The organism is Pseudomonas sp. ASL9, from assembly GCF_056680335.1.
Window position 1 is genome coordinate 314,394 of the sequence record NZ_CM155277.1, and the last position, 23,620, is coordinate 338,013.

Here is a 23,620-nt window from a genome sequence, read left to right on the forward strand (position 1 = left end):
CCCGCCTGCACCCACACATCAAGGTCAGTGTTTAGCCACTAACTCCTTCGGCAACTTGAAGGTCCAGAGCATGCCGCCCTGGTTGAAATCCTTGATTCGCTTGGCCACTTCGCCGCCCCACAACGGAACTGCACCGCCCCAACCGGACAACACGGAGATATACTGCTCGCCATCCATTTCCCATGTGATTGGAGAGCCCAATACGCCCGAGCCGGTCTGGAATTCCCAGACTTTTTCACCCGTCTTGGCATTGAACGCCTGAAGGAAGCCTTCAGGGTTGCCGGTGAACACCAGGTTACCCTTGGTGGCCATTACGCCACCCCACAGCGGCGCGTAGTTCTTATGGCGCCAGACCTCCTTACCGGTGACCGGATCGATCGCACGCAGTACGCCGATGTAGTCCTCGTTAAGCGGTTTGATGGTAAAGCCTGCACCGATGTACGCCGCGCCTTTCTTGTAGGTGATGTCTTCGTTCCAGATTTCCATGCCCCACTCGTTGGACGGCACATAGAACAGTTTGGTGTCCTGGCTGTAGGCCATAGGCATCCAGTTTTTAGCACCGAGGAAAGCTGGCGCTACGAATACTGAAGTACCTTTGGTTGCGCCACCTGGCGCGCCGGGACGGCTGGCTTCGTTGTAGATCGGACGGCCGTTTGCGTCCAGACCGGATGCCCAGGTGATTTTGTCGGCAAAAGGGAAACCACGGATGAACTTGCCGTTGGTGCGGTTAAGCACGTAGAAAAAGCCGTTACGGTCAGCGGTGGCCGCGGCTTGAACGGTTTTGCCATTCTCCTGATAGTTGAACGAGACCAGCTCGTTAACACCGTCATAGTCCCAACCATCATGGGGCGTGCTCTGGAAATGCCATTTGATGGTGCCATCGTCTGGATTGAGCGACAGACGCGAGGAAGAGAACAGGTTGTCGCCAGGGCGCAGGTGCGAGTTCCAAGGCGACGGGTTGCCGGTACCGAAGAACAACTGATTGGTTTCCGGGTCGTAGTAGCCGCCCAGCCAAGGCGCCGCGCCACCGGTTTTCCACAGATCGCCGGGCCAGGTCTTGCCTGCCTCGCCGCCGGAAATGCCGGTTTCAATGGCCTTGCCGTCTTTGTAGATATAACCCATATGACCTTCCACGGTAGGTCGGGTCCAGAGCAGGTCACCGTTCTTTGGATCGTAAGCCTCGATTTTGCCGACCACGCCGAACTCGCCGCCGGCGACCCCGGTAATCAATTTGCCATTGACCACCAGCGGTGCGGCACTGATCGAATAACCGGCCTTGTGATCGGCGACTTCCTTGCTCCAGACCACCTTGCCGGTGGTCTTGTTCAAGGCCACCAGCTTGGCGTCGAGTGTGCCGAAAAACACCAGGTCGCCATACAGCGCGACACCACGGTTGATCACGTCGCAGCAAGGACGAATATCATCGGGCAGGCGCGCATCGTATTGCCAGAGCTTCTTGCCGGTGCGCGCATCGACTGCGAACACTCGCGAGTAGGATCCGGTCATGTACATCACGCCGTCTTTGATCAGCGGCTGCGCTTCCTGGCCGCGTTGTTTTTCACCACCGAAGGAGAAGGCCCAAACCGGGCGCAAATCCTTGACGTTGTCGGTGTTGATAAGGTCCAGCGGGCTGTAGCGCTGGCCCTGAACGCCAAGACCGTTGGTAACGACCTGCTCCGGGTTCTTGGGATCGTTGAGAATGTCCTGATCGGTCACGCCTGCCAAGGCGGTACCTGACAACAGCATGGCGCTCAAGAGCAGGCTCAGAGCGAAGGGTTGGCGACGTGCGGGTTGGGTCATGACGGCTACCTTTGCGGTTTTTTTGTTTGTTCGGGAGAGTCTCCCGGTCTGTTGCAGATTCTTCGCGGCGGGCGCCTCGACAACAATTGCCCGCAATATGGAATTTTCTAATCCCTTAGTAGGTAGAGCGGTTTATTGACGAACGTCGAGCCGCTCCATGTTTTGTTTTTCATAGCGCGGATACAGGTGGCTGACGCTGCGAATCAATTCGTAGCGGCTCAGGTTGATACTGGCAAAGCGCTCAGGTATCGGACTGCGGATCAGCTCGGACATGTCGGCGCCGGTGGCTGCGCCTTCCGTCATCAGTGTGTCCAGCCAAACAAGGTAGTCACGCATCTGGGCGAAGGGTCGGTGGTCTTCGGTCAGTGGGCCATGACCGGGCACGATGACTGTCCACGGCAAGGCTTCCAATTGGTCGATATCCGCCAGCCATACGCCAAGGCCCGGCGTATTGGGCGTGGTCAGGGCCCGCTGATAAAAAATCAGATCCCCGGCGAACAGTACGCCGGTTTTCTCATCGAGAATCGCCAGGTCCGAACCGGTATGCCCGCTCAGCGCCAGCAGCCGCAAGGGATGCCCGCCAATCGTCAGGGTGCCGCTCTCCAGGGTCTGGGTCGGCAGCTGCAGTTCGGTGCCGCGCATCCAGTCACCGACCATGCGGTACATGTTTTCGGCCAAGCCATCGCCCTGCTGGCGCATCAACTCGATGGTCCCTGCCAGCGCGCCGATGGGCACATCGGCAAACGCCTGATTGCCCAGCATATGATCGGGGTGATGATGGGTCAGCAGCACCTGAATCACCGGTTTATCGGTGGTGGCGGCAATCGCCTTGCGCAGGGCTTCGCCGTAGCGTCGCGAGGGCCCCGTGTCGATCACCACCACCCCGCTGTCGGTGACGATGAAGCCCGTATTGACGATATTGCCGCCGTTGGCCTTACTGAAATTATCGGTGCTGCCTTCCAGCAACCAGGTGCCTTCGGCGATTTGCCGAGGTTGCAGCGCATACTCCAGATCGGCCAGCACCGGCTGGCTCAGGCACAGGCATAGCAGGATCAACAAACGCATGGCGCTCTCCGCGTGACAGCCTGCAGCCATTAGTTGACGACCGCATTGAATTCGTTGCCGCTGTTGTCGCGTAACAGCAGACGGGTTTGTCCAGCACCTTGCACATCGAACCCTAGCGTCGGGTTTTCACTGACCGCCGGAAACAACTCAAGCGTCGCCAGGTTTTTGCCAATGGCGTCACTTAATTCAGCGTGATTGAGATAAAACTCGGGAATGCCACTGACCATGCCGTTATCCATCGGATGGGCAATCTGCAGCCTCAAGCGACTGAAATCACTGCGGGGATAACGCCCCCCAATTACCTCGCCGATGTGCTCTTCCCAGCCGGCCTGGGTACGCACCACGCTGAGCGCCGTGCAACCACCCCCTGCGGCGGAGATCTCGGTGGAACCGATGTGCCATAAACCATCGCGGGTCAGCGCTGCCGCCCGCAAGGGCGTGGACTGCTCGATGCGGATACGAATCGCCAGCCATGGCAAGACCTGGTCCCCTGGCTGGAAGTCGACGATTTTCGGCAGCGGATTGAGTTCGGCCCAGGCCATGATGCGCACCACTTGGCCTTTGAAAGCCCTGGCATCGATTTCGATAGGCACCTGACGTGCATCCTCAGCAAACGGCGGCGCCCGCAGAATGACCTTATCGTCGAACACGTAGGGCGCGCCCTTGAGGAACTTTTGGTGATAAAAATCCCACATCACCGAGGTGACCGGATCAGTACCTGGCGACCTCTCCACCGACGTATTCGGATCGGTACCGGCCGCCAGCACCCACATCGGCAGGCAGGCCACCAGCAAACAGGTCACTCGCCAGTTCATCGCGCATCACTCCTGATGACTTATTTTTGTAGAGTCACGCTTATTGATACATCTCCGGAATGTCATAACGCAGACCGTAACTGGCGTAGATTTTTTGCACGCTGCCGTCATGAATCAGGGCTTCCAGCGCTTCCTCTATGGCATAAGCCATCTGGTGATTGCTCTCATGCACCGCCATGCCGATTTCCCAGCGTTGCCGGCCCATATTCGGGTAAGCGTTTTCCGCCAGGGCCAGGTTCTTGTCATTGGCCTGGTGCACTTGCCAGTCGATTTCCCCACGCATGCCCATCACCGCATCGACCTCGGCGCCCTTCATGGCGACAAAAGCCTGCTGTACGCTTGGATAGTGATGCGTCTTGGCGCTGAGCATGCCGTTGAACACGGACGTCAGGTAGAACGACGGGATGCTGTCCACTTCAACACCGATAGGGTGTTCCTGAAACACAGCAACACTGGGCACGGCGTCCATTCGCCGACGGTCGTAAGCGACCTGCCAACATTCAGACTGGTATGGTCCAAACATCACCACATGACCGTTTGCCAGCTCACCCTGATCGTCGCGCTTGAGCGAGTAGTCCCGGTCATAGGGCACTCGCATCATCACATCGGCCAGCTGTTGATGACGCAATTCGCTACCGCGCCAAATGGAGTCACGCAAATCGTCGTCAAGCTTTTCCCCCGGTGGCGCCCAGAGTAATTCCAGACGTACACCCATGGCCTTGGCCAATGCCGCGGCGAGGTCCACATCGACCCCGCGTGGCTTGTTATGGTCCTGGAAACTGTAAGGCGCGAAGTCTTCGTAGACCGCGACCTTGAGTACCCCGGATTCGATCATTGTGTCGTAGCTACGAACTTGCGCCTGTACCGTCTGGCAACACAGCAGCAAGCCACTCAACAACAGCGCGAAAAAACGCATAGCCGTCACTCCTCGACGTGCATACTGTCCAGATAGGTACGGATGGCCCAGAGCGCTTCCTGGCTCAAGTAATCGGCCATCTTCGGCATGTAGACCCGACCATCGCGCACTGCGCCGTTTCTTACCCTCTCAACGAACCATTCGTCGCCAGTTGCCCCAGGCTCCAGCATACGAAGATCAGGGGCGATACCGCCGGAGATAACTTCCAGACCGTGGCAGGCCGCGCAGTTCTGGTTATAGGCAGACGAGCCGATTTCCAGCGCCCGGTCATGATCCTTGGAAGTGCGATAGGGGTTTTCGGTGCGCCATTCAGGACCTAGCGGGGTCAAACCATCGGTAGCCACTGGTTGCGGCACGACGTCGCCATGCGCCGAAACAAGGCCGCTGCCGAGCAAGCCAGCCACCAAACCCACGATCAGTAAGGCGTTGCGTTTTGTTGTCATTGTTATGCCCTCGAGATTGCACGCAAAAAAGCTATGCCGACATCTTATGAACCAAACGCATGCAGCCGAATGCTGCTTTGGTGGCCGCCATCTCCTCCCTTGGTAGTAGGGCATGTGGCGAAGGCCTGAATCACAAGCTAAATACGCGCCCTTCCCGGCAAGCCCGGGAGATTTTCCGTATAAAAAGCGTTATGGCCACGCCAGGCCGAGGCAACCCCGCAAACCTACTACCTTGGTACTGGCAGACTGGTACTTTCTGCATATTTCCCTACCTGTGATCGGTTCCTATGCTGGCGCTACCTGTGTGGAGTGCCCTATGCGCCAGCTTGTCAGTTACGGATTGTTCTATCTGCTTGCCATTGCCACGGCGAGCCTGATCGCGACTCAAAGTCAGGCCGCCGATGAAGAGCTCAAGGTTCAAATCGGCTACTTGGCCTATATCCCAGACCCTGGCCCGGTGCTGTCGAACATCATTCCCGAACCCCGTGACGCTGGACTGCGCGGCGCTGAGTTGGCGATCATCGACAGCAATAGCACCGGGCGCTTTCTCAAGCACAGCTACACACTGCAAACCGCCAACGCCGACAGTCCGCAAGCATTGCTCGATGCCGCTCAGGCGCTTCACCAGCAAGGCTTGCGACTGTTTGTCGTAAACGCCCCCGTCGACACCCTGCGCCAACTCAGTGCCGCCCTGCCCGACAGCCTGCTGTTCAATGCCGGCAGCGCCGATGACAGCCTGCGCAGCACCGCGTGCCTGAGCAACGTGCTGCACAGCCTGCCAAGCCGGGCAATGCTGGCCGATGCCTTAGCCCAGTTTCTTACCGTGAGGCGCTGGAACCGCTGGCTGTTGATTGTCGGCCAGACCCCGGACGATCAAGCGTACGCGGCCGCCTTGCGTCGTGCCGCCAAACGTTTTGGCCATACGATCGTCGCCGAGAAAGCCTGGAGCTTTGACAACGACCAGCGCCGCAGCGCGCAGGCCGACATGCCGCTGTTCACCCAGACCGCCGAATACGATGTGGTTCTGGTCGCGGATGAGCGTGGCGACTTTGGTGAGTACGTGCCTTATCAAACCTGGTATCCACGCCCGGTGGCAGGCACCCAAGGGTTGACGCCCGTGGGCTGGCACAAGACCGTGGAAACCTACGGTGCCGCGCAGTTGCAAAAGCGTTTCGAAGCCCTGGCCGGTCGCTGGATGAATGATCGGGATTTCGCGGCATGGATGGCTGTTCGCAGTATCTCCAGCGCGGTGACCAAGCTGCGCCAGACCGACCCCATGATCATTCGCCAGGCGGAGCTGAGCGACCAGCTGCCACTGGACGGTTTCAAGGGCCGCAAGCTCAGCTATCGCGCCTGGAACGGCCAATTGCGTCAACCGATCCCTATTGTTCAGCCTCGGGCGCTGGTCAGCACTTCACCCCAGGACGGCTTTCTGCACCCTGTCACCGAACTCGACACCCTGGGCTATGACAAGCCCGAAGTAACCTGCCACTTCCAATGACACACCCCTAACTCTAAGAAAGGACCACGCCATGCGTCGTACCCTGATTGCTACTGCCCTGCTACTTGTCATGGGACAAAGCCTGGCGGCCACAGCCTATATCTCCAACGAAAAGGACAACACCCTTAGCCTGATCGATATGGAGACCCTGCAGGTCACCCAAACCCTGAAAGTTGGGCTGCGGCCCAGGGGGCTGCTGCTGTCTCATGACAATAAGCTGCTGTACATCTGCGCCAGCGACTCGGACCGCGTGCAAGTCATGGACATCGCCACGCACAAGATCATCAAAGAGTTGCCCTCCGGCAAAGACCCTGAGCAATTCGCCCTGCACCCCAATGATCGCTGGCTGTATGTCTCCAACGAAGACGATGCTTTGGTCACTGTCATCGACACCGAAACCTCCAAGGTCCTGGCGCAAGTCGATGTCGGCGTAGAACCCGAAGGCATGGCCGTCAGCCCTGACGGCAAGTGGGCAGTCAACACCAGTGAAACCACGAACATGCTGCATTGGATCGACACCAGCACCCAAACCCTGAAGGACAGCACGCTGGTGGATCAGCGCCCACGGTTCGTCGAGTTCAACAAGGACGGTTCCCGGCTATGGGCCTCGGCTGAAGTCGGCGGCACGGTCAGTGTGATTGATGTGTCCACCCGCAAGATCCTCAAGACGCTGACCTTCCAGATCAAAGGCGTGCACCCGGACAAAGTCCAACCGGTGGGCATCAAGCTCAGTGCCGATGGCCGCTATGCCTTCGTCGCGCTGGGCCCGGCTAACCATATAGCCGTGGTCGATGCCAAGACGCTTGAGGTCCTCGATTACTTGCTGGTGGGCCGCAGGGTCTGGCAGTTGGCCTTTACTCCTGACCAGAGTCAGTTACTCGCCACCAATGGCGTGAGCGGCGATGTATCCGTCATTGATGTGAACAGCCTCAAGGTGACCAAGTCGATCAAGGTCGGCCGTTATCCGTGGGGCGTGGTTGTCGCCCCATGAATGCCCTCGACGTAGACGATGTCAGTTTCGCCTATGGCGCCCGTGAGGCCCTGCGGCATGTGGGGTTCAGCCTCGCACCCGGGCGTTTCGCGGCGCTGCTTGGCCCCAACGGGGCTGGCAAGTCGACCTTGATCGCGCTACTGACCCGGCTCTATGACCTGCAACGCGGCGAAATCCGCGTTGGCGGCTGCTCGCTTCGTCAGACCCCGCGCCCGGCGTTGCGCCAGTTGGGTGTGGTGTTCCAGCAAAGCACGCTGGACCTGGACCTGAGTGTCGAACAGAACCTGCGCTACCACGCAGCGCTGCATGGGATGTCCAGGCGTCAGGCTAACGGTCGGGTCGAAGAGGAATTGGCCCGCCAACAGCTGACTGAACGGCGACGTGAGCGGGTTCGCGAACTCAACGGCGGTCATCGCCGCCGAATAGAAATTGCCCGCGCACTGCTGCATGAGCCGCGCCTGCTATTGCTTGATGAAGCCAGCGTCGGCCTCGATCCGGCCAGCCGCCTGGCACTCAGCCGCCATGTACGCAGCTTGTGCCGCGAGCACGGTATCAGCGTGCTCTGGACCACGCATTTGCTCGATGAAGTGCAGGAGGAAGATGACTTGCTGATTCTGCACCAAGGGCGGCTGGTAGCGTCGGGACATGCCGCAGCGATCAGCGCTGAGCATGGCGGCGACCTCGGCGACGCATTTCACCGACTGACGACGTTACAAGCCGCCCCCGATACAGGAGCGAATCGATGAACGCTTACTGGCACTGCTTCAGCGGCATCGTCTTGCGCGAATGGCTCAGGTTCATTCTGCAACGTACGCGTTTCCTCAGCGCGCTGGTGCGCCCCCTGCTCTGGCTGCTGGTGTTCGCTGCCGGGTTTCGCGCCGCGCTGGGCATCGCGATTATTGAGCCCTACGACACCTATATCCCATATGAGGTGTACATCATCCCGGGGCTGGCCTGCATGATCCTGCTGTTCAATGGCATGCAAGGCTCGCTGTCGATGGTCTATGACCGGGAAATGGGCAGCATGCGCGTACTGTTGACCAGTCCACTGCCGCGCGCCTTCCTGCTGGCCAGCAAGCTGCTTGCCACGTCGTTGATTTCCTTGCTCCAGGTCTATGCCTTTCTGGCCATCGCCTGGGTCTATGGCGTGCAACCGCCCGTTTGGGGCTTGCTGGCGGCCTTGCCGGCCATGTTGCTGGTGGCGTTGATGCTCAGTGCGCTTGGGCTGCTTCTGTCCAACGCCATCCGTCAATTGGAGAACTTCGCCGGGGTCATGAATTTCGTGATCTTCCCGCTGTTTTTCCTGTCCTCGGCGCTCTACCCACTGTGGAAAATGCGCGAAGCCAGCGAGTGGCTGTATTGGTTGTGCGCCCTTAACCCGTTCACCCATGCCGTAGAGCTGGTGCGCTTCGCCTTGTATGAGCGTTTCAATCCACTGGCGTTTGCGGTATGCCTGGGCTTGTGCCTGCTGTTTTCGGTGCTGGCGGTGCTGACCTTCAATCCTCAGCACGCCGCGTTACGCCGGGCGACCTGAGCACCCAACGCTCAAACATAGCTAAACCAGTACTTTAGTACTGGTTTAGCTGTCTATCGTCCAATTCACAAAGCACCGGTAGTGGCATGTAATGCAGCAATAAGAAGAAAGGAACCACTCGCCATGCTGCGTGCTCTGCGCCCCGTACTTCGCCCTTCCTTCGTTGCACTCACGCTGGCGTTAAGCCTTGGTCTAAGTGTCGCCCATGCTCAGACCCCACTGTTTTCGCCCGATGGTTACAGACTCACCTTATATCGCAGTCCGACCCCCGATCATGTAGACGGGGCTCGGATCATCGACACCGAGCACCTGCAGGCGCTACTGGCGCAAGCCTCCAGGCCGGTGCTGATCGACGTCTATCGCCGGCAATGGCTGGAGGGGCGGTTTATTGAAGACGAACCCCACGCCAATCTCCCCGGCAGCCATTGGCTGGCCAACAGTGGCGATGGGGAACTCAGCCCGCAGTGGCAGAACTATTTTTCCAGGAACTTGCAAAAAGCCACGGCTGGGCGTCAGGATCAACCCTTAGTGTTCTACTGCCGCGCCGATTGCTGGTTGAGCTGGAATGCTGTGAAACGCGCGGCGGCGTTGGGCTATAGCGATCTGTATTGGTACCGTGATGGACTTGATGCCTGGCAGGCAGCCAATCTGCCGGTACAACCCGCCCAACCTGAACCCTTTCCTTAAATAAGAAATACGCGTCGCGGCTACACCATAATCAAAATAATGAGGTGAACGGTCATGTACAAAATTCTAATTGCCGATGACCACCCGCTGTTTCGTGAAGCCATCGCCAATGTGATCAGCGACGGTTTTCCGGGCAGCGAAGTGATGGAAACTGCCGACCTGGAGAGCGCGCTGGCACTGACCCAGAGCCATGACGACCTCGACCTGATTCTGCTCGATCTGAATATGCCTGGCATGCATGGCCTCAATGGCCTGATCAATCTGCGCAACGAGGCGCCCACTATTCCGGTGGTGATTGTGTCCGCCGAACAAGACAAACAGATTGTGCTGCAAGCTATTACGTATGGTGCGGTGGGCTTTATCACCAAGTCTTCGCCACGGGCGCAGATGACTGAAGCTATCGAGCAAATCCTTAACGGCAACGTCTACCTGCCCCCGGACATCATTCGGGCACAGAAAAGCTGCACCCGACGCAGCATGAACAGCGCACCGGGCTTTCCGCCTGAGTTACTGCAAGCGCTGACCCGCAAGCAATTGCTGGTCCTGGAACGGATGACCAAGGGCGAGTCGAACAAGCAGATCGCCTACACCCTGGAAATCGCTGAAACCACCGTCAAGGCTCACGTCTCGGCAATCCTGCGCAAACTCAACGTGCATAACCGGGTCCAGGCGATTCTCAGCGCCGGGGATATCGATTTCACCTCCTACCTGCGGCGCTGATTTGATCAGCCTGTCGACTATTTGCCCAGCAGATGGCTGATCGCAGTTTTGAGTTTCATCGGCCGCACCGGTTTGTGCATCAGGGTGTGGCCCAGCTCACGCATTTGCAGCTTCAGTTCATTGCTGTAGTTGGCCGTGATCATCAGCGCTGGCAAAGGTGAGCCGCGTCGGGCGTTGATCGTTGCCACGGCATCGACACCGTTCTTGTCATTGTCCAGGTGATAATCGGCAATCAACAGGTCGGCGTCGGAATGATAGTTCTCCACCTGCCGCGCCAGGTCCTGCTCAGACAGCGCGGTGACAACCTGACAGCCCCAGCTTTCCAGCAGCGTGCGCATCCCCGCGCAAATCGCTGCGTCATTGTCCAGCACCCAGATCCGTGCCCCGCGCAACCTTTCGAGCATGGGCTCAGTCATGGGTAACTGGATCTGTGGCTTGGGCGCGCTGAGGGTCAGCGGCACTTCGACAGCGAACATCGAGCCCTTGCCGGGGGTCGAGCGGACGCTGATCTTATGCCCGAGTATTCCGGCGATTTTTTCGACAATGGCCAACCCGAGACCCAACCCGCGATCCTGATGGGGCCGTTGCACGTCGCCACGCTTGAACTCCTGAAAAATCTCCTCCAGTTTGTTCTCGGCAATCCCGATACCGGTATCCCAGACCTCGATGGACAGGCGCTGGCGATGCCGACGACAACCCAGTACCACGCGACCAGTGGTGGTGTATCGGATGGCATTGCTCAGCAGGTTGCGCAGAATCCGCGCCAGCAACTGAATATCGCTACGTACAAGCGCCGAGCACGGCACGAACTCCAGGCGCAGGCCCTCGCTGATGGCAACTTGCGCGAACTCGACCGCCAGGTTTTCCAGCAATTCGCTCAGGGCAAACGGCGCGATATCGGCCTTGATCACCCCGGCATCAAGCTTGGAGATGTCTACCAGTGTCCCGAGCAAATTTTCCACGTCTTCCAGCGAATTGCTGACATTACGCACCAGGATTGCGTTAGCCACCGGCTCACGTCGCTCCAGCAAGGCACTGGTAAACAGGCGTGCAGCGTTGAGCGGCTGAAGCAGGTCATGGCTGACGGCGGCCAGAAACTTGGTTTTCGACAGGTTGGCCTGCTCGGCTTCGAGCTTGGCTTCACGCAGACGCGACTCTACCCGACTGCGCTCGTCGATCTCGCGCAGCAGTTGGCTGTTCAGGGTGGTCAGCTCGGTCGTGCGTTCGCGGACTCGCTGTTCAAGGTTCTGATAAGCCTGGTGCAGCGCTTCGGCGGTACGGCGACGTTCGGTTATATCGCGGATCAAGACAAAAATGCCGACCACTTCACCACTGGCTAACCGATTGGGCACATAGGAGCGCAGCATGTAGCGCTCCTGATTGTTGATGTTGATTTCGGGGCATTCGAAGGTCACGCTTTCCCCCGCAAGGGCGCGTTCGACATAGGTTTCCAGACGTTGGTAGTGCTCTTCGCTGTGGACCTCGCGCAGGCTCTGTCCGAGCATCACGCCACGCGGCCAGCAGTACCACTCTTCATAGACCTTGTTGGTGAACTCATAGACCAGATCGGCGTTCAGGTAAGCAATGAGCGCAGGTACATGGTCGGTGATCAGGCGAATCCAGCGCTCGCTCTCGCTGAGGGCTTCAGCATGCTGGTAGCGTTCGGTAATGTCAGTGAAGGTGTTGACGAAACCGCCGGTGGGCAATGGATGCGTGCGAATTTCCAGCACCCGGCCATCGTATAGGCGCTGTTCCCGCTCATGGATTACTCGGCCGTTGGCGTCGCGGCTCGCCGGTGTCAACAGACCTAGCTCGCTGTCAGCGATCACCTCTGAAAAAGGCCGATGCGCGGCAACCGGGGCCAGCCCGCTCAGCTCCAGAAAACGACGATTCCACAGTTCCAGGATCCCCTCAGCGTTGACCATCGCCACACCCTGGGACAGGTTGTCGACCGCCCGCTGCAGCAGGTGCGACTTCTGCGCAACGGCTTGTTCGCGGCGCATGGTTTCGCTGAGTTTGACTTCGGTGATGTCGGTAAACAGGATCACCCGGCCACCCTCGCGGGTCGGCCGCTCGCTGACCTGCAACCAGCGGCCATCATTCAGACGATACAGCAGGTGTTCGTCGGCGCTGTGCCGTGGTTCTTCGATAAACAGCCCGGTACTGGCCATCAACCGCTTGACCTCGGCCAAGCGCATGCCACCGATGATCCGCACCCGGCTGTTGGCCCAAAACGCTTTGAAGCGGCTGTTGAACAGCACGATCCGCTGGTCCTCATCGAACAGCACGAACGCGTCGGAAATACTTTCGATGGCATCGACCAAATGTTGATGGGCCGTTTCCGCCCGTAGGCGTGCATCACTGAGAAGATTATTGCTGGCCTTGAGCTCAGCCATGGCGTGGTTCAACGCATCGGTGCGCTCCCTGACCTGCTCGGCCAGTACCACCGAGTGCTGAAAGGCCGCATAGGAATCATTGCCACGCGCGGTACCGGACTCGACCCGTTCGATCAGCGCCGTGTTGATCCGCCGCAGCTTTTGATTATCCCGCTGCAGTTGTGCGATTTGCTCAAGCAACTCAGTTGGAGATGGCTGCACGGTTCCGTCCAATGGCGACGCCGGTGAAGGTCTGGTTGATGTGCATGCCATTGAACTGTTCTCCGTAGGTGTTGAAACCTATCACCCGATGCTCGCGCAGGAAGGCGCCGATCTGCTGGACACTGCCATCGTCTTCCAGCTCCAGGCGCCGCAGGAAACAGTCGCAGCCAATGGTCAGTAACAACGAACCCAGGCGCTCCTGCAAGCCGTCGAACAGCGTCTGCAGGTTGGGCAGCAAAGGGCCTGGCGTCATGGCCGTGAGTACGATGCCGTTCTCCACCGCACAGTAAAAGCTCAAGCTCAAGTCATGATTGACCTGTTGAATAGCCCTCACGTAGTACTGATCGTTGATACGAACAGCTAACGGGTGAGCGGCAAAAATCTGGTGAGTGAGCTCCGCCACTGGCACCCCGATGATCTGCGCGTATTCCTCGGCCGCGGGCTCGGCATTGAGTTCGTACACCCGACGCATGCCGCTGTCGGCGCGAGTGACCACCAGCTTTTCCGCACGCGGCAAAATGTGGTGCGTCGTGAAAACTTCGAAGTCCAGCCAGGTATTGACCAACAGCACCACGGCCGCGCCGCTGTGGAATTCGCCGCCGAAGTACACATGGGTATGGGTCAGGTAGTTATCGTCTCCGGCTGAACCGCCAAAGTGAGGGATATCGCCCAAGGCTGCGCTCAGCGCGGCAAGGACCATTTCCTCGCGGCTGGACAGGCCGTCGAGCAGCGTCAGGGCGAAACTGTTGCCCTTGATCGGTGCCAAGGTGTTGCTGCGACAATCTCCAACCAGTCTCTCGACCATTTGCTGGGCGTCGATCAGGCTAAAACGTTCCATTTCGTCGATCAGCTCAGCGGCAATAGAGAAATGCCGATGATCAAAACCCACTGCGGTCACGCAGCCTCGGCCATAGCCCTCAGGGGTGATTTCCCCAGCACTGGTACAGCCCACCACGCGAATTCCGCCAAAGCTCTGCTGCAATGCGGTGCCCAAGGCCCGCAAATCGTATTCGGCTGAGCAGAAGAACAGCACAAAACCCAAGTGCGGGTGCAATAGCTGCCGCGCCAGTTCCTGTGCCACCTCTTGCGCCTCAGTTGCCATCGACATCGCGCTGACTACGCCGTCGGTTTGTGCTTGTTGCATAGTCGCCTCCCGCAAGTGCGCTGTCTGATTCTTCAGTCTACGAAGACTGGACCCGGGTCCGTATCCTACTTGGGTAGGGGGTAGCCACTCCGATAGGATGAAACCGCGACGTTCAGGCGTTCAAGGGGGATGATGAGGTGCCTGAGCCGGTGCTTTTGCAGGCCGGCCCGCGCTCTGCTCCCACATCTATGGGAGCAGGCACACCGTAACCATTACCAGGTCAGGACGGCACCCACGGCAAAGGTATCGGTGGTTTCGTTCAGGGCGGTGGTTTCATGCCCCCTGATTTCAAACTGGTTGTACTCGACGACCAGTTGGAGGCTGCTATTGACGTCGTGAAACAGCGCAATACCACGCGTGTCGTAGTTGGCGCCGGTGCCCACCACGCCATTGCCATCGTCATTGGTCTTGCCGTACGACAGCGCCAGGCGGTTTTTGCCCAGTTTGTAAGAGCCCTGCACCAAGTAGCCAACGCTGTCTACTTCACGCAAAGTCGCCTCGCCGGCGTTATTGGTGAAGAACGGATTGATACCCTTGGCCCTGAACCCCGAACCGGTGAGGGTCGCGCCACCCATCTTCGCCTGAACCCCATAACCCAACCCTTTTGACGTCACCGAAGCAACAGTCGAATCGGTGTTGTCAGAGGTTTGGTAACTGCCGTTGACCCAGCTATAAATTTTCGCCCCGGCCACATCGAACTGGTAAGTGACCTCGCTCTCGGTCCGCGGGTTATTCTGGTAAGCCTTGCCCAGCGCGCTGCTGTTATTGGTATCCACCGGGTCCATGATGCCCACGGCTACGCGCACCCCGTCCATGATCGGCGAGCGGTAGGTGATCTGCGAAGTGGGAAACGGATAGGGGTAGCCGGTGCCAATGTTGCCGAAAGACACCCCGCCACCGTCTACCAGGCCCAAGGTATCGCTGACCTGACCATAGCCGGAAAGCATTTCGTCGAGGAGGATGTTGGAACGCGCAAACAGACCAAAATCCTTACCAATCAGCACCTCACCCCACTCGGGTTTGGCGACGGTGCCGTAGAACTGGCGGACATCGATAGCCGTAGCCGTGCCATTGGTCTGGCTGTCGTTAATGGTGACCCAAAGTGACGCCCGTGCGCCCAACTTCAGATCGTCCACTTGCTTGCCCATGTTGAAACCAATGTAGTTGGGCAGGAAGCCCATCTTCACCCGGGCCTGACTACGATCGAATTGATCGCCAGCCCGGTCAACTTTGCTGTTCACGTAAAAGGTGTTGACATAACCGTCTGTGGAGAAAGTCGTCTGGTCCTTGTCGTAAAGCATGATCTCGGCGTGGGCCAACTGGCTCAAACTGAGGGTGGACAGGCCGGCAATAAGCACCGGAAGAAATACACGTTGAGAATTTTTATTGTTGTGCATGGTGCGCTCCGCAACAGGGACAAGATGTCGGAGGCGATTATCAAAAGGTCTGGCGTGTAGCCATACGCTGCCTTGGCCGCAATGTTTCAGTGCTTTAGACCCGCGTGTATAACCCATCAAGTGCGGTGTAAGACCCTATCCAAACGAGGAGCACACCTTAAGTACTGCATCTCGCGCCTAAAATACTGCACGCATCAACACGCCTGGCCGCTACGCCCCCGGTTATAGGTGGGGGCGATGAAACTTAATCGTGGTGCGACAGGTCATTGGCAGTGCCATCATTCACGCCATTGTGCATTTCCCTCCACAAAGAGAACGTCTTTGGTCACTCAAACAGATCGCCGAAACACGCTCTCTCTGGACGGGCTCAACTTCTTCCTCGCGGATGTACGCGACGGACTGGGGCCTTATCTGGCGATTTACCTGCTGGCCGTACACCATTGGGACCCCGCCAGCATCGGCGTAGTGATGACCCTCGCCGGAATTGCAGCGCTGGTGACTCAGACACCGGCCGGGGCGCTGATCGATAAAACCCATAGCAAGCGTGCGGTTATCGTCATTGCCGCCTTGCTGGTCACGGCCAGCTGTATGGTGCTGCCCTTCCTGACCTCGTTCAGCCTGGTGGCGCTGACCCAAACCGTCAGCGCAATAGCCGCATCCGTGTTCGCCCCTGCGATTGCCGCGATTTCGCTGGGCATTACCGGACCCAGGGCCTTCACTCGCCGGACGGGGCGCAACGAGACCTTCAATCATGCCGGTAACGCCTGTGCGGCACTGCTGGCGGGTGGCTTTTCTTATCTGTTTGGTCCCGTTGCCGTGTTCTACCTCATGGCGGCCATGGCACTTGGCAGTGTGATTGCTGTCAGTTTCGTCTCGACGCGGGCTATCGATCACGACGTTGCCAGGGGCTTTGACCCAGGTAACACTGCACAAGCGGACCACCCTTCGGGTCTGGCCGTATTGCTGACCAACAAGCCCCTGCTGCTGTTCGCCATTTGCTGTGCGCTGTTCCACTTGGCGAATGCCGCGATGTTGCCGCTGGTGAGCCAGAAACTGTCGCTGGTCAATTTGCAGATGGCCACCCCACTGACCTCCGCGTGCATTGTCGCCGCGCAATTGGTCATGGTCCCCGCCGCGATGCTGGTCGGCGCCAAGGCCGATCTATGGGGACGCAAGCCGCTGTTGCTTGCCGGTTTCCTGATCCTGCCGTTGCGCGGCGTGCTCTATACCCTGTCCGATGATCCTTATTGGCTGGTCGCGGTGCAGTTGCTCGACGGCGTTGGCGCAGGCATCTTTGGCGCGCTTTTTCCCGTGGTCGTGAAGGACCTCACGCATGGCACCGGGCGCTTCAATGTCAGCTTGGGCGCGCTCTCGACCGTGTTTGGTCTGGGCGCTGCACTGAGTACTAGCGTGGCTGGGTTCGTGGTGCAGCAAGCCGGTTACAGTGCCGCCTTCCTGACACTCGCCGCTATTGCCGCAGTGGCATTTCTTCTACTGTGGCTGGCCATGCCCGAGACACTGAACTGGACCTGGAACACTGCACGCAAACCTACCGATGAAATCACCCCGATCGTCCCGTGATGATCGCGTCGCCTTGTCTCGTCTTTAGCCTTATACCTGAGTAAAAATAATGCCTGTATTCGATCCAACCACGGTCATCTGGACAGTGGCCGCCCTGGCAACCTGCGGGATTATCCTGCGCCCTTGGCGAATACCTGAGTATGTCTGGGCGGTTTGTGCCGCCGTGCTACTGACCGGTCTCGGGTTTATCCCGTTTCACTCGGCCCTGGCAGCAGTCGCCAAGGGCAGCGATGTTTATCTGTTTCTGATTGGCATGATGGTGCTGGCGGAACTGGCGCGTCAGGAAGGCCTCTTCGACTGGCTGGCCATGTATGCCGCGCAACATGCCCAGGGTTCGGGACAACGACTGTTTGACCTGGTATTCCTGGTTGGCACGCTGGTGACGATATTTCTCTCCAACGACGCCACGGCCGTGGTGCTCACTCCCGCCGTTTACGCTGCCGCCAAAGCGGCCAAGGCAGAACCTCTGCCCTACTTGTTCGTGTGCGCGTTCATCGCTAACGCAGCGAGCTTTGTGTTACCCATCTCCAACCCCGCCAACCTGGTGGTTTTCGGCAGCCATATGCCGCCTTTGCTCAGTTGGCTATGGCAGTTCACCCTGCCCTCCCTCGCAGCGATCGGCCTGACCTATGCGGTGCTGCGTTTCACTCAGCGCGCTCATCTGCGCAAGCCGTTGGAAACCGTCATCACCCTTCAACCGCTGTCAAATGGCGCACGACTGACCGCATTTGGCATCGTGCTGACTGCCGTGCTGTTACTACTGGCGTCAGCGCTTGACCTGCAACTCGGCCTGCCAACCTTCTGTGCCGGCCTCGCGACGGCGACGCTTATTCATCTACGTCAGCGTCTGAACCCCATGCACGTGCTCAAGGGCGTGTCCTGGGGCGTACTGCCGCTGGTGGCGGGTCTGTTTGTATTGGTCGAGGGGCTGGCGCAAACCGGCGTGATTGATACCTTGGCGCACGCACTGGCGGCGCTTGCCGAACGCTCCAGCCTCCAGGCGACCTGGGGTGCCGGGATTATCGTGGCCATCGCCAGCAACCTGGTCAACAATCTCCCGGCAGGCCTGATTGCCGGGTCGGTGGGCCATATCGCCCCCCTGCCCACCCCAACCACTAGCGCGCTGTTGATTGGCGTCGACCTGGGGCCAAATCTGTCGATTACCGGCTCACTCGCGACGCTGCTTTGGCTTATCGCCGTGCGCCGCGAAGGCGAGCACGTGAGTGCTATCGACTTCCTGCGCCTGGGTATTCTGGTGATGCCACCGGCGTTGATCGGAGCGCTGGCGGCATTGTCACTCAACGGTAACTGAGGCCCGGCACGACCTATGGAGGTCTCTGTGCAACACTGGAAATCCCCGCCCACTCAGTCAGCAGCAAACATCATTAACCTTAAAGCCTGGCAGCCCGCGTAACCCCCTTGAACCTAAAGCGGGTCTGCCCCCACGTATTGCGTCCCGACCGCAGTCATGAGCCAGTCCACCAGGGACGAAACCGCCCTATCACTACGCGGGCCCTGGCAGATATAGAACGACCGAGGGCTCACCAGGCGCGGAGACAGTGGCTCCACCAGCGCCCCTTCCTCCAGCAGGTAGTTCACCAACGGCGAAGTACCCAATGCAATACCGTGCCCCATCGTCGCAGCGTGAATCATCTGGTCAAGATGGCTGAACCGAAGTCCGATATCAGGAACCGGCCCAGGCGCCCCCGCACCTGCCAGCCATTGAGGCCACTGCAACCACGGCCAGGCATTTTGAGTATCGCTCAGGTGCAGCAAAGTATGATGCCGGAGGTCTTCGATACGGTTAATAGTACGTCCGCTTCGGCGCAGCAAACTGGGGCTGCATACCGGAAAGACCTCTTCGGTAGAAAGGCAAATATCGATATCAGGGTTTATCTGATCAGCCGCGCAATACCGAATCGCGAGATCAACCACGCCTTGCTTGAGGTCCACTATCCGATTATCGGCCTCAATGTAGATGGCGATGTCCGGATGCTGCTCTCGAAAGCGTGCCAGGCGGGGCACCAGCCACAACGAAGCAAACGAGGTGGTGGTGGAAATCTTGATGCTTCGGTTCGAAGGCTCGTCGCGCAAACTTTCCACGGCTTGCGAAAGTCGCGCGAGCGTTTCGCTCGCGACCTGGAAGAGCATGCGCCCCTCCTCGGTCAATTCCAGTGAGCGGTGCCGACGCTCGAATAGCGCAACCCCGACAAACTCTTCCAGCTTCTTTACCTGACGGCTGATGGCTGACTGAGTCACGAAGACCTCATCGGCGGCCTTGGAAAAGCTGAGTTGCCGCGCAGCGGCTTCAAAACCAATCAACAAATCCAGTGGTGGAAGCGACCTGGCCATATCTCGTCATCCCTTAATTATGCTGACTGTGCATGCCTATAAAGCATGCAACAGATGCCCATCCCTCTACGTATTCCCAGGCGGCATGCGAAGCGTACCAAAAGATTGTTTGAGCGCCAAACATATAGCCAACACTATCGCCACACCCGCAACGTTATAGACACCGGAGTGAGAAAGTGGACTTCCAACACAACGTCAGATTTCCAATAAGTCAAGGCGAAGTAATTACACTCAGTCGCCCCTTGGGATGCACTATTAAAACAATAGCCGGACGTCTTCAGACTATTAAAATGCACGTTTCGGCAAACGTCATGTTAGTCCCCGGACACACTTTTTTCGGGAATAAGGCATGAAGATCCCCAGCCACCTATCAAGTCCTTCTGTTCAACTTGGCATGAGCATCGGCCTGCTCATGTATGGCAGTTACGGTGTGGCACACGCTGCACTTGGCAATCTTGTGCTGATTGCCCTCTGCGTATTCGTTGGTTTTTTCATTCCCTATTACTCCAAACTGAGTAACACGTTCGAAGAAATTATCAACCTGCGAACGGCCGTGGTCAGTCTGGGTCGTTTGGGGCGCTTTATTCCGCAGTTCGCCTTTAACGTGGGGATTTTTCTGGTATTGACCGCCGGCCAAGTCTTTCCGGCGACCAACCTGGACAATCTGGGTGGTGTAGTGGGAATCGCCCTCCTTACCACCTGTGCCTCGCAAGGCATGCAATACATTGCCCTGGCCTTTGCAAACCGGGAAATAGGTGACAGAAACCGTAATGTACTGATTGCCCTTTCAACCAACATTGTCGTGACTTCGTTCGCCACACTCGGGCTGCCGTGGGCCAAAACTGCTTTTCTGGGCTGTGGGCTGACCTTCGGCGCATTTATGTTTGCCATAGGCCTGCTGTCGGACTGGCGTGCGGTGGCCTTCAAGCGAGGCGGCGTCGGCGTGTTCTTCGGGACATTCAATCCCATTCACCGAACCCATCTAGCGCTCATTCGTGACGCGATCCAATCCAGGGGCCTGGAAAAGGTCTACCTGCACAGCACAACGATTCCAAAACTTCACGTCGAGGCCCTGCAGCGCGGCGAAATTCAAATTGCCCAGTATGAGCATGGCATGAGGGTGTACGAGAAAACCCGTCGCGCGGATGTACATCTCAATTACTTCCCCACCGGTTCGCGCTTCTACGAATATGAAACACGACTGGCGATGATGCGCGCGGCCATCGACGAGGCTGGCCTCAGCGCAAAGGTAGAGGTGCTGTCCCTGCCGGAAGCCTATGACAGTGGAGGGTTTTACTCGGTGCTCAAGCATGTCAAGGCGCTGGCGCAGGGCCGCCCGATCCATGGCATTCATGGCAGCGACTTGGGCGGGATGTGGGTCCGCGGCATTTACGATGAGTCGGGCTGGATCTACCCCTATCCCGTTGTACGACGCGACAAGGTGTCCGCCACGGCTATCCGTAACGGCGCCACCGGGCTGACCACGCAAACGGTGCAGATCATGATCGAAGTGCTTCGCGACACCCCCCGACCGATCGCCCCCACCACTCAAAGCCACTGAGACGCTCATCATGTCAGCATCGATTCATCGCCCCTGTTCCGACCCGACACCCGCCGTCCAGTTGCCATTGATCATCAAAATTGTCGAAAGCGAGGAGGAGCGGCTCAAGGCCATGCTAGTGCGGGCCATCGTGTACATGCACGAACAGCAATGCCCCTTTAACGAAGAGTTTGACCTCAACGACCATACGGCCACCCAGGTGGTGGGGCTGCTTGCCGACGAACCGGTACTGACCGCCAGAATCCGCTATTTCAACGGGTTTGCCAAAATCGAACGCCTCGCCATCCGTACCGAGTACCGCCGACGCGGGCACGCCCATCAATTGCTGTCGTTCTTGCTGGGTATCTGCCGTCAAAAGGGCTTCTCGCGCTTCTACCTGCACGCCCAACTGCACCTCGAGTCATTTTATTCCGCCTATGGATTCCGGCCCGCAGGCAGCCAGTTCTCGTTTTCAGATCACGGCTATGTGGAGATGGTATTGGAAGAAGAGGCCCACTTTCCTCAACCCTCTGTGCACATCGGCTATCAACCCATGGCACTCAACAGGCCCGAAAACAGTCTGCACGCCGCAGGCCCCCTGGAACAGCGCGCCTGCGCGACGCTCCAACAATTGATCCCACAAGGGGCGGTGGCATGAAGCATTGGTTATCTGCATGCCTATTCCTGCTAATCGCTCAGAGCGCCCATGCGGCCGAAGAAATAGCGCCGGCTTACCTGCAATTGCTGCAAACAATCGTCGATATCAACACCGACTCCCATAATGTGGACGGACTGGCGCAAGTCAGAAATACACTGATCCCCTATTTCGAAGCGCTCGGTTTGCAGATAACCCATCACCCCCTCGCTGATGGGCATGAAGTGCTGAGCTTCGAGACTGACAACGCCACGCCGACGGTTCTGCTCATCGGCCACCTGGATACCGTTTTCTCGCCAACCAGTCCCTTCCAGACGATCAGCCGAGAAGGCGACCGATTGATGGGCCCGGGCGTGATCGACATGAAAGGCGGAGTGGTCCTGATGCTCAATGCATTGGAGCAGCTCAAGAGTGCCGGGCAGTTGGCCAACGTCCGCGTCGTATTGAACGACGACGAAGAAATTGGCTCGACCCACTCCAAGCCGGTGTTACAACAGCTCGCACAGGGCATTCCCTATGGTCTGGTTTTTGAGCCTGGCCTTGAGGACGGTGCAGTTGTCAGCAGCCAGTCTGGCGTTCGCTGGATCAAGTTGACCACGTTTGGAAAGGCCGCGCATGCCGGGCTTGAACCAGAGAACGGGATTGATGCCTGCCTGGACCTTGCGACCAAAATCACCAAATTGGCGGCACTCGCCCAACCCGAGATGGGGCTGCTGATCAATCCGGGCGTGATTGAAGGCGGCAGCAAGCCGAACGTCGTCTGCGATAAAGCGAGCGTTACAGTAGATGTTCGTTTCCAGGATTTTTCGGACTGGGAGCGGGTGGCCGATGCCATAGAAAAAATTCGCAGCCACAGCGATGTCTACAACCAGAAGCTGCAACAAGGCACACGCACCGAACTGGTTCAGCTTGCCGAAATGCCCCTGTTACCTGACAGCAATACTCACACCTTGGTCGTCCAGGCCGAGAACGCCGCCCAATCGCTAGGACAATCGTTCAAAGCGCGAGGAGTCGGTTATGGCAGCGACGGCAACAATCTCGCCAGCCAGAACATATCAATACTGGTGGGTCTCGGCCCCTATGGAGGCGGCATGCATTCCGACAAGGAGTTCATGCAATTGTCGTCCTATGGTGACCGTCTCGCCTTGGTAACCGCACTGATTGAAAAACTAAACCCACCCGAAAGGAAGCTTCCATGAAAGCACTTATCGTGATTGACATCCAACGCGAGTACATCTCTGCAGGCCGCAGTTTTCATATTGGTTCAATCGGCCCCTCTCTCCAGAATGCCTACCTGATGCTGCAACATGCCCGCAACGAAAGCTGGCCGATTGTCCATGTTCAGCATCTGCAGGACGGTGTGCTGTTCAATGCCGCGTCGGATACCTCAGACTTCATCGATGGTTTCGTCCCCGAAGCGGGTGAAGTGCATGCGGTCAAAGGCAACTACTCCTCATTTTCGTCGCCCGCCTTTGTTGAGTTCGTGAAGCAACATGCCGACCACGAGTTTGTGGTGATTGGCTATGGCACCACGATGTGCTGCCTGTCGACTATCGTGGACGGTTATCACCGTGGCTATCGCTTCGCGCTGATCGAAGACGCCTCGGCTGCACTGGCGGCGGATGGGCATTCCGAGGCATCAATGCATCAACATGCAACGGCAATACTCAAAACATTCGCCCGCGTAACAAGCACAGAACACGAAACAGAACGCTCTGCCGCCTTTAGCTGAGGGTGGGCGCGGGTAAATCCTCGCTCAAACGACTGCTTTGGCTTATCGCCGGCGCCGCGAAGGCGAGCACGTGAGTGCTATCGACTTCCTGCGCTTGGGTATTCTAGTGATGCCGCCAGCGTTGATCGGCGCGCTGGCGGCGTTGTCACT

At 58.1% G+C, this 23,620-nt stretch carries 21 protein-coding genes; 12 read left to right on the top strand and 9 right to left on the bottom strand.

Annotation, left to right across the window (positions count from 1 at the left end):
• Positions 1-24: 24 nt before the first annotated feature.
• The 5 genes from AC1ME2_RS01455 to pedF form a co-directional block, all read right to left on the bottom strand.
• Positions 25-1,800, bottom strand: coding sequence for a PQQ-dependent methanol/ethanol family dehydrogenase (locus tag AC1ME2_RS01455; RefSeq protein WP_480438871.1), 1,776 nt, complete (start codon positions 1,798-1,800; stop codon positions 25-27).
• Positions 1,801-1,932: 132 nt separating this feature from the next.
• The gene (locus tag AC1ME2_RS01460; protein ID WP_480438872.1) at positions 1,933-2,865 is read right to left on the bottom strand and encodes a quinoprotein relay system zinc metallohydrolase 1; all 933 of its coding nucleotides are present in this window, start codon (positions 2,863-2,865) and stop codon (positions 1,933-1,935) included.
• 29 nt (positions 2,866-2,894) lie between these two features.
• Positions 2,895-3,680, bottom strand: a complete 786-nt coding sequence (locus AC1ME2_RS01465) for a quinoprotein dehydrogenase-associated SoxYZ-like carrier (protein WP_480438873.1) — start codon at positions 3,678-3,680, stop codon at positions 2,895-2,897.
• 40 nt (positions 3,681-3,720) lie between these two features.
• Complete coding sequence (locus AC1ME2_RS01470; protein ID WP_480438874.1) at positions 3,721-4,596, bottom strand: substrate-binding periplasmic protein; 876 nt, start codon at positions 4,594-4,596, stop codon at positions 3,721-3,723.
• A 5-nt stretch (positions 4,597-4,601) separates the two neighbouring features.
• A complete protein-coding gene (gene pedF / locus AC1ME2_RS01475) occupies positions 4,602-5,039 on the bottom strand; it encodes a cytochrome c-550 PedF (protein ID WP_480438875.1) in 438 nt (145 codons plus the stop codon).
• A 316-nt stretch (positions 5,040-5,355) separates the two neighbouring features.
• On the opposite strand from pedF, the gene AC1ME2_RS01480 reads away from it, so the two are divergent.
• From AC1ME2_RS01480 to AC1ME2_RS01505, 6 genes are all read left to right on the top strand, one after another.
• A complete protein-coding gene (locus AC1ME2_RS01480; RefSeq protein WP_480438877.1) occupies positions 5,356-6,540 on the top strand; it encodes an ABC transporter substrate-binding protein in 1,185 nt (394 codons plus the stop codon).
• A 31-nt stretch (positions 6,541-6,571) separates the two neighbouring features.
• Positions 6,572-7,531, top strand: a complete 960-nt coding sequence (locus tag AC1ME2_RS01485) for a YVTN family beta-propeller repeat protein (protein ID WP_480438879.1) — start codon at positions 6,572-6,574, stop codon at positions 7,529-7,531.
• Positions 7,528-8,277, top strand: coding sequence for an ABC transporter ATP-binding protein (locus AC1ME2_RS01490; protein ID WP_480438880.1), 750 nt, complete (start codon positions 7,528-7,530; stop codon positions 8,275-8,277). The genes AC1ME2_RS01485 and AC1ME2_RS01490 overlap by 4 nt, the downstream gene beginning before the upstream one ends.
• On the top strand, positions 8,274-9,065 hold the full coding sequence (locus tag AC1ME2_RS01495; RefSeq protein WP_480438881.1) for an ABC transporter permease: 792 nt from the start codon (positions 8,274-8,276) through the stop codon (positions 9,063-9,065). Before AC1ME2_RS01490 ends, AC1ME2_RS01495 begins: the two co-directional genes overlap by 4 nt.
• Before the next feature lie 123 nt (positions 9,066-9,188).
• Positions 9,189-9,752 carry a PQQ-dependent catabolism-associated CXXCW motif protein gene (locus AC1ME2_RS01500; protein ID WP_480438882.1) on the top strand — a complete coding sequence of 188 codons (564 nt, stop codon included), beginning with the start codon at positions 9,189-9,191 and terminating at the stop codon, positions 9,750-9,752.
• 54 nt (positions 9,753-9,806) lie between these two features.
• A complete protein-coding gene (locus tag AC1ME2_RS01505) occupies positions 9,807-10,472 on the top strand; it encodes a response regulator (protein ID WP_480438884.1) in 666 nt (221 codons plus the stop codon).
• A 17-nt stretch (positions 10,473-10,489) separates the two neighbouring features.
• On the opposite strand, the gene nahK is transcribed toward AC1ME2_RS01505, so the two are convergent.
• The 3 genes from nahK to AC1ME2_RS01520 all read right to left on the bottom strand — a co-directional run bounded on the left by nahK (position 10,490) and on the right by AC1ME2_RS01520 (position 15,610).
• Positions 10,490-13,120, bottom strand: coding sequence for a hybrid sensor histidine kinase/response regulator NahK/ErcS' (nahK, locus tag AC1ME2_RS01510; RefSeq protein ID WP_480438885.1), 2,631 nt, complete (start codon positions 13,118-13,120; stop codon positions 10,490-10,492).
• Positions 13,050-14,213, bottom strand: coding sequence for a nitric oxide-sensing protein NosP (nosP, locus tag AC1ME2_RS01515; RefSeq protein ID WP_480438886.1), 1,164 nt, complete (start codon positions 14,211-14,213; stop codon positions 13,050-13,052). Before nosP ends, nahK begins: the two co-directional genes overlap by 71 nt.
• 212 nt (positions 14,214-14,425) lie before the next feature.
• Positions 14,426-15,610 (bottom strand): porin, encoded by a 1,185-nt coding sequence (locus tag AC1ME2_RS01520; protein WP_480438888.1) that lies wholly within the window; start codon positions 15,608-15,610, stop codon positions 14,426-14,428.
• A gap of 321 nt (positions 15,611-15,931) precedes the next feature.
• Here AC1ME2_RS01520 and AC1ME2_RS01525 point away from each other — a divergent pair, with 321 nt between their 5' ends.
• On the top strand, positions 15,932-17,191 hold the full coding sequence (locus AC1ME2_RS01525; protein ID WP_480438889.1) for an MFS transporter: 1,260 nt from the start codon (positions 15,932-15,934) through the stop codon (positions 17,189-17,191).
• A 49-nt stretch (positions 17,192-17,240) separates the two neighbouring features.
• A complete protein-coding gene (locus AC1ME2_RS01530; protein WP_480438890.1) occupies positions 17,241-18,503 on the top strand; it encodes an arsenic transporter in 1,263 nt (420 codons plus the stop codon).
• A gap of 113 nt (positions 18,504-18,616) precedes the next feature.
• Here AC1ME2_RS01530 and AC1ME2_RS01535 read toward each other — a convergent pair whose 3' ends face one another.
• Complete coding sequence (locus tag AC1ME2_RS01535) at positions 18,617-19,543, bottom strand: LysR substrate-binding domain-containing protein (protein ID WP_480438891.1); 927 nt, start codon at positions 19,541-19,543, stop codon at positions 18,617-18,619.
• A 349-nt stretch (positions 19,544-19,892) separates the two neighbouring features.
• Here AC1ME2_RS01535 and AC1ME2_RS01540 point away from each other — a divergent pair, with 349 nt between their 5' ends.
• The 4 genes from AC1ME2_RS01540 to AC1ME2_RS01555 are packed head-to-tail and all read left to right on the top strand — an operon-like array spanning position 19,893 to position 23,470.
• Positions 19,893-21,104, top strand: a complete 1,212-nt coding sequence (locus tag AC1ME2_RS01540) for a hypothetical protein (RefSeq protein ID WP_480438892.1) — start codon at positions 19,893-19,895, stop codon at positions 21,102-21,104.
• A gap of 10 nt (positions 21,105-21,114) precedes the next feature.
• Complete coding sequence (locus tag AC1ME2_RS01545; RefSeq protein WP_480438893.1) at positions 21,115-21,741, top strand: GNAT family N-acetyltransferase; 627 nt, start codon at positions 21,115-21,117, stop codon at positions 21,739-21,741.
• Complete coding sequence (locus AC1ME2_RS01550; protein WP_480438895.1) at positions 21,738-22,937, top strand: M20 family metallopeptidase; 1,200 nt, start codon at positions 21,738-21,740, stop codon at positions 22,935-22,937. The genes AC1ME2_RS01545 and AC1ME2_RS01550 overlap by 4 nt, the downstream gene beginning before the upstream one ends.
• Positions 22,934-23,470, top strand: coding sequence for a cysteine hydrolase family protein (locus tag AC1ME2_RS01555; protein WP_480438896.1), 537 nt, complete (start codon positions 22,934-22,936; stop codon positions 23,468-23,470). Before AC1ME2_RS01550 ends, AC1ME2_RS01555 begins: the two co-directional genes overlap by 4 nt.
• The last annotated feature ends 150 nt before the right edge of the window (positions 23,471-23,620 follow it).

What these genes read in the sequence shown, in the direction of transcription:
- AC1ME2_RS01455 (WP_480438871.1), bottom strand. Translation starts at nt 1,800, where the DNA reads ATGACCCAACCCGCACGTCGCCAACCCTTCGCTCTGAGCCTGCTCTTG.
- AC1ME2_RS01460 (WP_480438872.1), bottom strand. Translation starts at nt 2,865, where the DNA reads ATGCGTTTGTTGATCCTGCTATGCCTGTGCCTGAGCCAGCCGGTGCTG.
- AC1ME2_RS01465 (WP_480438873.1), bottom strand. Translation starts at nt 3,680, where the DNA reads ATGAACTGGCGAGTGACCTGTTTGCTGGTGGCCTGCCTGCCGATGTGG.
- AC1ME2_RS01470 (WP_480438874.1), bottom strand. Translation starts at nt 4,596, where the DNA reads ATGCGTTTTTTCGCGCTGTTGTTGAGTGGCTTGCTGCTGTGTTGCCAG.
- pedF (WP_480438875.1), bottom strand. Translation starts at nt 5,039, where the DNA reads ATGACAACAAAACGCAACGCCTTACTGATCGTGGGTTTGGTGGCTGGC.
- AC1ME2_RS01480 (WP_480438877.1), top strand. Translation starts at nt 5,356, where the DNA reads ATGCGCCAGCTTGTCAGTTACGGATTGTTCTATCTGCTTGCCATTGCC.
- AC1ME2_RS01485 (WP_480438879.1), top strand. Translation starts at nt 6,572, where the DNA reads ATGCGTCGTACCCTGATTGCTACTGCCCTGCTACTTGTCATGGGACAA.
- AC1ME2_RS01490 (WP_480438880.1), top strand. Translation starts at nt 7,528, where the DNA reads ATGAATGCCCTCGACGTAGACGATGTCAGTTTCGCCTATGGCGCCCGT.
- AC1ME2_RS01495 (WP_480438881.1), top strand. Translation starts at nt 8,274, where the DNA reads ATGAACGCTTACTGGCACTGCTTCAGCGGCATCGTCTTGCGCGAATGG.
- AC1ME2_RS01500 (WP_480438882.1), top strand. Translation starts at nt 9,189, where the DNA reads ATGCTGCGTGCTCTGCGCCCCGTACTTCGCCCTTCCTTCGTTGCACTC.
- AC1ME2_RS01505 (WP_480438884.1), top strand. Translation starts at nt 9,807, where the DNA reads ATGTACAAAATTCTAATTGCCGATGACCACCCGCTGTTTCGTGAAGCC.
- nahK (WP_480438885.1), bottom strand. Translation starts at nt 13,120, where the DNA reads ATGGCATGCACATCAACCAGACCTTCACCGGCGTCGCCATTGGACGGA.
- nosP (WP_480438886.1), bottom strand. Translation starts at nt 14,213, where the DNA reads ATGCAACAAGCACAAACCGACGGCGTAGTCAGCGCGATGTCGATGGCA.
- AC1ME2_RS01520 (WP_480438888.1), bottom strand. Translation starts at nt 15,610, where the DNA reads ATGCACAACAATAAAAATTCTCAACGTGTATTTCTTCCGGTGCTTATT.
- AC1ME2_RS01530 (WP_480438890.1), top strand. Translation starts at nt 17,241, where the DNA reads ATGCCTGTATTCGATCCAACCACGGTCATCTGGACAGTGGCCGCCCTG.
- AC1ME2_RS01535 (WP_480438891.1), bottom strand. Translation starts at nt 19,543, where the DNA reads ATGGCCAGGTCGCTTCCACCACTGGATTTGTTGATTGGTTTTGAAGCC.
- AC1ME2_RS01540 (WP_480438892.1), top strand. Translation starts at nt 19,893, where the DNA reads ATGAAGATCCCCAGCCACCTATCAAGTCCTTCTGTTCAACTTGGCATG.
- AC1ME2_RS01545 (WP_480438893.1), top strand. Translation starts at nt 21,115, where the DNA reads ATGTCAGCATCGATTCATCGCCCCTGTTCCGACCCGACACCCGCCGTC.
- AC1ME2_RS01550 (WP_480438895.1), top strand. Translation starts at nt 21,738, where the DNA reads ATGAAGCATTGGTTATCTGCATGCCTATTCCTGCTAATCGCTCAGAGC.
- AC1ME2_RS01555 (WP_480438896.1), top strand. Translation starts at nt 22,934, where the DNA reads ATGAAAGCACTTATCGTGATTGACATCCAACGCGAGTACATCTCTGCA.